General features: G+C 47.4%; 6 protein-coding genes. 5 read left to right on the forward strand and 1 reads right to left on the reverse strand.

What is annotated here, in order from left to right; all coding sequences use genetic code 11:
• The first annotated feature begins 93 nt into the window (after positions 1-93).
• The 4 genes from sfsA (at position 94) to GXO76_15705 (ending at position 5,239) form a co-directional block, all read left to right on the forward strand.
• A complete protein-coding gene (sfsA, locus tag GXO76_15690; GenBank protein NOY79295.1) occupies positions 94-786 on the forward strand; it encodes a DNA/RNA nuclease SfsA in 693 nt (230 codons plus the stop codon).
• 243 nt (positions 787-1,029) lie between these two features.
• On the forward strand, positions 1,030-2,586 hold the full coding sequence (locus tag GXO76_15695) for a long-chain fatty acid--CoA ligase (protein NOY79296.1): 1,557 nt from the start codon (positions 1,030-1,032) through the stop codon (positions 2,584-2,586).
• A 54-nt stretch (positions 2,587-2,640) separates the two neighbouring features.
• Positions 2,641-4,734, forward strand: a complete 2,094-nt coding sequence (gene fusA, locus GXO76_15700) for an elongation factor G (GenBank protein ID NOY79297.1) — start codon at positions 2,641-2,643, stop codon at positions 4,732-4,734.
• Positions 4,735-4,744: 10 nt separating this feature from the next.
• Positions 4,745-5,239, forward strand: a complete 495-nt coding sequence (locus GXO76_15705) for an HIT domain-containing protein (GenBank protein ID NOY79298.1) — start codon at positions 4,745-4,747, stop codon at positions 5,237-5,239.
• Positions 5,240-5,358: 119 nt separating this feature from the next.
• Here the strand turns inward: GXO76_15705 and GXO76_15710 are convergent, their stop codons facing one another.
• Entirely contained in the window at positions 5,359-6,294 is a 936-nt protein-coding gene (locus GXO76_15710; GenBank protein NOY79299.1) for an aldolase, read from the reverse strand.
• A 934-nt stretch (positions 6,295-7,228) separates the two neighbouring features.
• Between GXO76_15710 and GXO76_15715 the strand changes: the two genes are divergently transcribed.
• On the forward strand, positions 7,229-7,974 hold a 746-nt coding region (locus GXO76_15715), incomplete at its 3' end, for a hypothetical protein (protein ID NOY79300.1).

Below are 7,974 nucleotides of genomic sequence, written 5' to 3' on the forward strand. Positions count from 1 at the left end.
CGGGACGATTCCTGATGCCAATCTGCCCGGAGGTATTGGCATCAATCCAAAAAATTATGACGGGATTACGGGTTAGTTTTAAGGATTATTTTTATGGAGTTCCAGGTTCCCCTGGTAGAGGGGGTTTTGGTGAAGCGCTACAAACGATTCCTGGCGGATATTCGGCTGAATACGGGGGAAATGGTAACCGCCCATTGCCCCAATTCCGGAAGCATGATGGGCCTGGTGAACCCCGGAAGCCCCGTGCGCCTTTCCGTCAGCCGCAACCCAAAGCGAAAATTAAACTACACGTGGGAGATGGTGAAAGCGGATGGGGTCTGGGTGGGAATCAACACAAATTATCCCACCCGCCTGGTAATAGAAGGTTTTGAACAGGGGAGTATTCCGGAATTTGCGTCGTATCGTTCCGTGCGCAAGGAAGTAACTGCGGGAAACAGCCGGCTCGATTTGCATTTCACCGGTCCCCGGGGAACGCTGTGGGTAGAGCTGAAAAATGTGACCCTGGTCTCAGATAATGTGGCCCGGTTCCCGGATGCCGTAACAGTCCGCGGCCACAAACATGTACGGGAATTGACAGCGCTTTGTAAACGCGGGGAACCGGCCGCGATCTTTTTTGTAATTCAGAGGGAAGATGTTGATTGGTTTACGCCGGCTGATGCCATCGATCCGCAATTCGGACAGCTTTTGCGAGAGGCCGCCCGACAGGGCGTGTCCCTGTGGGCCTATCGCTGGCAGGTGAGTCCGGCGGGAATCCAAATGCTCGGAAAAGTACCGGTTCATTTGTAACAGAGCCATTTTATTCCGGGGGGCTAAATCCGGTCAGATATTTTGAACGTGGGCAGAGAACCCGGCCGCGTTCTGATAGGTATTTTTCTGGAGCCGTTCCTATTGCATTTTTCTGTAAAAAAATCTTGATTAAAAGATAAATTATTTGTAAAATAAATAGATAATTTCGAGTCAGGTTTTTGCGATTCTGCTCTTTATGAAAAGTAATCTTCGACGTATAACGAATTTTTAAATAGAAAGAAAATGTTGAGTAAATATCCGGTCGTAAAAGATTTAAATTCCCTGATTGAACATTCAACCCTTAATAATTTTGAGAAAGTTGCTCTTACCTACGAACAGTCCACTTTGACTTATAAGGATCTGTACAATTCGGTTTTGCGTTTGGCAGCAGGGCTTCAAAAGTTGGGTATTCAAAAAGGGGATCGGGTTGCGCTTATGCTGCCCAATATTCCCCTGTTCCCCATTGCGTATTACGCCATTCTAAGGATCGGCGCGATTGTGGTGCCCATTAATACCATGTTTCGGGAACGGGAAATCCGCTATATTTTGGAGGATTCTGAAAGCTCGGCGGTGCTTACTTGGGATGATGCTCTGGAGGAAGTCGGACGGGCGGTTGAAGACATCGATTCCTGTGCGCATCTCATTGTTTCCGGCAGGGACCTCCCGGAGGAGGTTGTAAATCTGGATGCCCTGCTTTCAGAGAATCCACCCAATCCCGGCGGTACCCGGATCACATCGGAGGATTCGGCGGTTATCCTCTACACCTCCGGAACAACCGGAAGGCCCAAAGGCGCCATCCTGACGCACGGGAATTTGGCTTCCAACGCTTACGCCTCGGCCATTATCGGACAGATCACTTCAAAAGATATTTTCCTGGGTGTACTGCCGTTCTATCACTCATTTGGCCAGACCGTTTCCATGAACGCCGCCTTTTACTCGGGTGCACGAATTGTCCTTCTCCCGAAATTTGACCCCGAACGCGTCTTGCAGGCGATATCCCGCGAGAGAATTTCGATTTTTGCGGCCGTACCCACTATGCTCAAAATGTTGGTGGATTATGACGCCCCTGTCCCCGATTTGTCGTCCATCCGGCGCCTTCTTTCGGGAGGTGCCAAATTGGAGACGTCCCTTTTGGAAGAATTCGAATCAAAATTCGGCATTCCGATTCATGAAGGATACGGCTTAACGGAGGCCTCTCCCGTTGTGACCTTTAACCTGGAGGGATTTGCCCGAAAGGAGGGGTCCGTGGGGGTTCCGTTACGGGATATTTACGTGAAGATCGTGGATGCGTCCGGTAATGAATTGGTGCCCGGGCAGGAGGGAGAAATTCTGGTGCGGGGCCCGAATGTAATGAAAGGATACCTTAATCGTCCCGAGGCAACCAAAGAGATTTTGAAGAACGGGTGGTTGTACACGGGTGACATTGGATATCTGGATGAAGAGGGCTACTTGTACATTGTGGACCGGAAACGGGACATGATTATTAAGGGGGGATTTAATGTGTATCCGCGTGAAATAGAGGAACTGCTTCTTCATCACCCCGCCATTTCAGAAGTAGCCATTGTGGGCGTTCCCGATCCGGTACAGGGGGAGGAAGTCAAGGCATATATTGTTCTCAAAAGGGAGGCCAATGTGTCGTCAGACGAAATTATCGACTATTGCATCTCTCAAATTGCGCGCTACAAATGTCCAAAATATGTGAGCTTTTTGCAATCGCTTCCGAAAAACTCTCTGGGGCGTGTGCAGAAGCATCTTTTAAAACGGGGTAAAGCAACACGATACGGAAAAGGACGATCGTAACTGGAAATTATGGGTTTTTTGCAGAAAATTCAATTCAAACGATGGAGGTGAATCGTGAAAGATTATTCAATGGAAAAACTCAGAAATGTGGGGTTGATTTCTCATGGGGGTGTCGGTAAAACCTCCCTCGCCGAAGCCATGCTTTTTGATGCAGGCGAAACCAATCGGTTGGGGAAGGTTGATGACGGCACAACCCTTTCTGATTATCATGATGACGAAATTGAACGAAAAATCTCAATCAGTACCTCCCTTTTACACTGCGAATGGAAGCACCATAAAATCAACATATTGGATACCCCGGGCTATTCAGACTTCCTCGGTGAGGTCAAGGGTGCCATGCGGGTTGTTGAAACCGGCGTGGTTCTTGTTAATGCCGTTTCCGGAGTGGAAGTGGGAACAGAGCAGGTCTGGGAATACGCGAAAGAAGAAAATGTGTCAAGAATTATTTTCATTAACCGGATGGATAAAGAAAATGCCAATTTTGACAAAACGCTGGCCATGTTGCAGCAGCGGTTTGGAATGAAGGTTGTTCCGGTTCAATTTCCCGTGGAAGAAGGTGAACAATTTCATTCATTTGTTGATCTCATTCACATGAAGGTTATCTCCTACACAGCCGATGGTTCGGGCAAAGCGACGGAATCTGACATCCCGGATAATTTGAAAGCAAAGGCCGATGAACTCCGGGAGAAATTGGTCGAGGCCATTGCAGAGAGTGATGATGAGATCCTTGAAAAATATTTTGAAGAGGGAGAAATTTCTGCCGACGATTTTAAAAAGGGCCTGCTGAAAGGCATAAAAGAACAAAACATTTTTCCGGTACTGGTGGGTGCCGCAACAGCAAATGTGGGCGTAAAAGAGCTGATGGATTTTATTATTGATTTTGCACCGTCGCCGGCAGAATATCCTGAAATTGTGGGACAGGACGTAAAAACGGGCGAGGAAGTTGTTCGAAAGGCCTCTCCCGATGCACCCATGGCGTCCCTGGTATTCAAGGTGATCTCTGAACTTCACGTCGGCGAATTTTCCTGTTTCAGGGTTTTTTCGGGTGTGATGCATGTGGGGGATGAGGTCATGAATCCCAATCAGAAAGCGACTGAAAAGATCGGACAGATTTACATGTTAAATGGGAAAAATCGAAAAGAAGTACCGCAGGTGTCTGCCGGTGATATTGCCTCCGTCGTTAAATTAAAAAATACACACACTGGCGATACACTTTGTGATAAAAAAGAACCCATTTTACTCCGTGGAATTCAATTCCCGGATCCGGTGATTCGGGTAGCCGTTGAGCCCAAATCAAAGGGTGATGAGGAAAAAATCGGCGTCGGATTGCAAACGATTCATGAAGAAGACCCCACCTTTGTTTCGGCATTCGATCCTGAACTTCGGCAGACCATCATTCAGGGGCAGGGTGAACTCCATCTAACCATTGTTGTCAAACGGCTAAAAGATAAATTCGGCGTTGAGGTGGATCTGACCGAGCCCAAAATCCCTTACCGTGAGACGATTAAGGGGAAGGCGGAAGTTCAGGGAAAATTTAAGCGGCAGTCCGGCGGGCGCGGCCAGTACGGCGACGTCTGGATTCGTCTGGAACCGAAAGGCCGGGGTGAAGGGTATGAATTCGTTGATGCCATTGTGGGCGGGGTGGTCCCCGGCAAATATATCCCGGCCGTCGATAAGGGAATCCAGGAGGCCATGGCCGAAGGCGTTCTGGCGGGGTATCCGGTTGTGGACGTTAAGGCCACGCTTTACGATGGGTCGTTTCACCCGGTAGATTCATCCGATATGGCCTTTAAAATCGCGGGTTCGATGGCTTTTAAAAAAGCGTTTCTGCAGGCGAATCCCATCCTGCTGGAACCCATTTACGATGTCGAAGTCAAGGTTCCGGAAGAATATCTGGGCGATGTGATGGGCGATTTGTCCAGCCGGCGCGGCAAAATTCAGGGCATTGATTCAGAAGGCCCGTTCCAGATTATTCGGGCGAAAGTTCCCCTGGCAGAGCTTTACCGCTATTCTACTGCACTGCGTTCCATGACTCAGGGACGCGGCATTCACCGGAGGAAATTCAGCCATTATGAAGAAGTTCCTCATGACATTGCAGAAAAAATCGTCGAAGCGGCAAAGCAGGAAAAGGAAAACGAAAACAAATAGTGAAGGCATTATGAAATATCTTTGGGCCCCGTGGCGCTTGCAATATATTCAAAATACGAATGCCGAAAAAGGAGAGGGCTGCATATTTTGCACCATTCCAAAAGACCCTCCCGCGAATGATCAGAGGAACCTCCTCTTGTTTCGCGGAGAAAAGGCATTTGTGATGCTCAATAAATTCCCCTACAATAATGGGCATCTGTTGATTATCCCTTATCGTCATCTGGCTGATTTTGAGAACCTGGATGGTGAAGAGAAATTGGAAATGATGGATTTGATTGAAAAGTCCGTTCGTGCCCTTAAAGCGGCCTTTCATCCTCAGGGATTCAATGTCGGGATGAATCTCGGCCGTGTGGCCGGTGCAGGAATTGATGATCACCTGCATTTTCATGTGGTTCCCCGCTGGAACGGCGATACCAATTTTATGCCGGTTCTGGGGCAAACAAAGGTCATCTCCTCCAGTCTGGAAGATACGCTGCTGGCCCTGAAAACGTATTTTGAGAAATAAAAATCAACGTGTATCACCCAAAAAGGCCATCCCGTTTTGAGATGGCCTTTTTTGTCGATTTAAAATACAATTTGCTGCAGATTAAAAAAATCCCCTTGCGCCTGCGGATTGCCTCTCAATTAATCCATTGAAAAAGATTTTTTGCCAAGATAGATGGCATAGGCATCGTCAACGCTCATATCCTTCAATGTAATGGCTGAAATCGCATTGCACATGCGCACGGCCTCTTCAAAGGATTTTTGGTGGATGTTCCGCCCGGTGGCATTTCCGCTGGCTCCCGAAACAAAAATCTGATCGTGGAGCTGCTGAAGGAAGGCTTTTGCATCCATGGAAGATCCGCCGGCGCAAACAACCTTGGTTCGTCCGGCAGCCAGAATCGCTTCCTTGAAGATCTCCTTGGATTCCGCGCCCTCTTTTTTGGGATAGTTCACTTTGACGAAATCGGTGCCCAGGGCCGCGGCTACCCCCGTGGCGCCGGCAATCAGGTGCGGGTCTTTTTCATCCCCTACCGCTTTTCCCCGGGGGTAAATCCAGAGAACCGTGACCAACCCAACCCGATGGGCCTCGTACACGATCTGCGCGGCCTGCCGCAGCATATCCGCCTCAAATTCACTTCCCAGATAAATTGTGTAGCCCACACCCAGAATGTTTAACCGGGTATTGTTTTTGAATTCGGCGACCTGATGAATGTCAATCCACTGGTTGCTGAAGGGATCCATCTGGTCGGTTTTGACAAGATTGGTTTTGGAATTCAGTTTTACAAGATAGGGCACATCCGCATAATCTCTGCCATAGCGGGAAATGAGTCCCAACTGGGTGGCAAATACGCCAATTTCTGCGGCCTGCGCGATCCGGAATAAATGTTCGGGGGTGTTATCGTCGGGAGAAATACCATCGCCGTAAAAATCCTTGTTTAAATGTTCCACTTTTTGATCCCCCGCAAACAACATTAAACGTCCTGTCCCCTTTGTGAGGGTTAAATAATTATCGATGTACGTATTTTCAGCGTCTTTGGGCACATCGAATGGAACCTGCACACCTTTTGTGGATATCATAATTCTGGCCCTCCCTTTTTTGTCGTTGGGTGTAGTGAGGAAATGTGTTACTGATCCATTCCCGGGAATGAATCGTGCAAAAACAGTAATTCCTGTTTCTGTGCAAAGACAAGAGTTACTAACTCGGTCAGTCTGAGCATCAGTAAAAATATAGGATATTTAAGTAAATTATGCCATGATAAATGAGATTTGGATGCGAGTGAGCGAAAAAGGAGGGAGAATAATTCGCTGAAGGCAAAAAAAATCCCTGCTCTGGTAGTGGCCTGACGAAAGGGCCGTGTAAATCACGGTGGGCACCGCCTGAGGCATTTCATGCGTCCTCCGTTGCGTACGAAACGCAACCCTTTCGGGTGAGGCCTGCATTCCATGTCCAGAGCTAAGCTCCCTTTCTCAAAGTGTTGGCTCTTTGTCTCAATAGCCACGTTCCAACGAGCAGGGAAATCTTTTACACATATAAGATGTCAAAAAAAACAGGAAAAGTCAAGTGAAAAAAGTAAAATTGAAAAATTCCCTGGATTTTTTTTCAGCGCGGATCTGTGTGCTAAATTCCAGAGGATCAAACTATTATCGCACGTCATCCACGAAAAGGAGCAGAAGATGATGACGTCAATTCAACGGTTTCGCATCCGCTTACCGGGTACTGTTCCCAATTTAGGCAGAACAGCCGCATACTCCGGGTTGTGGATAAATGATATTTTAAAGGGTCTTGAATTCCCCCTGCCTTTTTATCGGAAATTCCCCCAAAATCCTTTAATTCAGATTTCACAAATTAAGTGTTGACCTAAATTGATTTTATGGGTATATTTCATAGAAAAAACGGATCTGAATGGTTTTTGTTCAACCCTTGCATCAATCCGTCATCATTTCTGATAAAATTACAAAATAATACAACCCATTTGACGCATACGTTTTGTTTTTGAGAAAGGAGAGTGTGATGAATTCTTCAAATCTGATTCGGCATACCGTTTTTTATACCCTGTTGCTTGGATTTGCAGCGCTTTTTATTTTTTGTTCGTCGGATAAAAAGGGAGAAGAGAAAATGGTATCCAATAATCGTCCGGGGAGCTTTGGCTATGACGTGGCTTTCCTAAAGAGCAAAGGACAGATGGTTGTTCTGAAGGATGAGACGGGAGAGCGGCAGGTCATTGTTTCGCCTCAATATCAGGGCAAGGTTTTTACAAGTACCGCAGATGGGCCTTCGGGTAAAAGTTTTGGCTGGATCAATTATAAATTATTTGAATCCGGGACGATTCAGCCACATATTAATGCCTATGGCGGAGAAGACCGTCTCTGGCTGGGGCCGGAAGGCGGGCAATTCTCGATCTTCTTTAAACCCGGGGCAAAAATGGTTTTTGACAATTGGTTCACTCCCGGTATGATGGATACAGCAGCCTTCACGTTGCTTTCAAAAACCAACACCCGCGTTACGATGGAGAAATCGGCGCGGTTAACAAATTATGCGGGAACGGAATTTGACTTTCGGATTAACCGCGATGTCACATTGCTTCCTGTTGATTCCATTGAAGCCGATTTAAACATTCCCCTTCCAAAGGGTGTGAAAGTGGTAGGATTTCAGTCAAAGAACATTTTGACCAATACCGGAAACGCTGCCTGGACCCCGGACAAAGGTACGCTGTGTATCTGGATATTGGGGATGTACCGGCCGTCGCAAAAGGCCAC

It is taken from the genome of Calditrichota bacterium (genome assembly GCA_013151735.1).
Classification (GTDB): Bacteria; Zhuqueibacterota; JdFR-76; order JdFR-76; family BMS3Abin05; genus BMS3Abin05.

Bases quoted from the DNA above. Each gene is read 5' to 3' on its own strand.
- GXO76_15710 (NOY79299.1), bottom strand. From the start codon at position 6,294: ATGATATCCACAAAAGGTGTGCAGGTTCCATTCGATGTGCCCAAAGAC.
- GXO76_15705 (NOY79298.1), top strand. From the start codon at position 4,745: ATGAAATATCTTTGGGCCCCGTGGCGCTTGCAATATATTCAAAATACG.
- GXO76_15695 (NOY79296.1), top strand. From the start codon at position 1,030: ATGTTGAGTAAATATCCGGTCGTAAAAGATTTAAATTCCCTGATTGAA.
- sfsA (NOY79295.1), top strand. From the start codon at position 94: ATGGAGTTCCAGGTTCCCCTGGTAGAGGGGGTTTTGGTGAAGCGCTAC.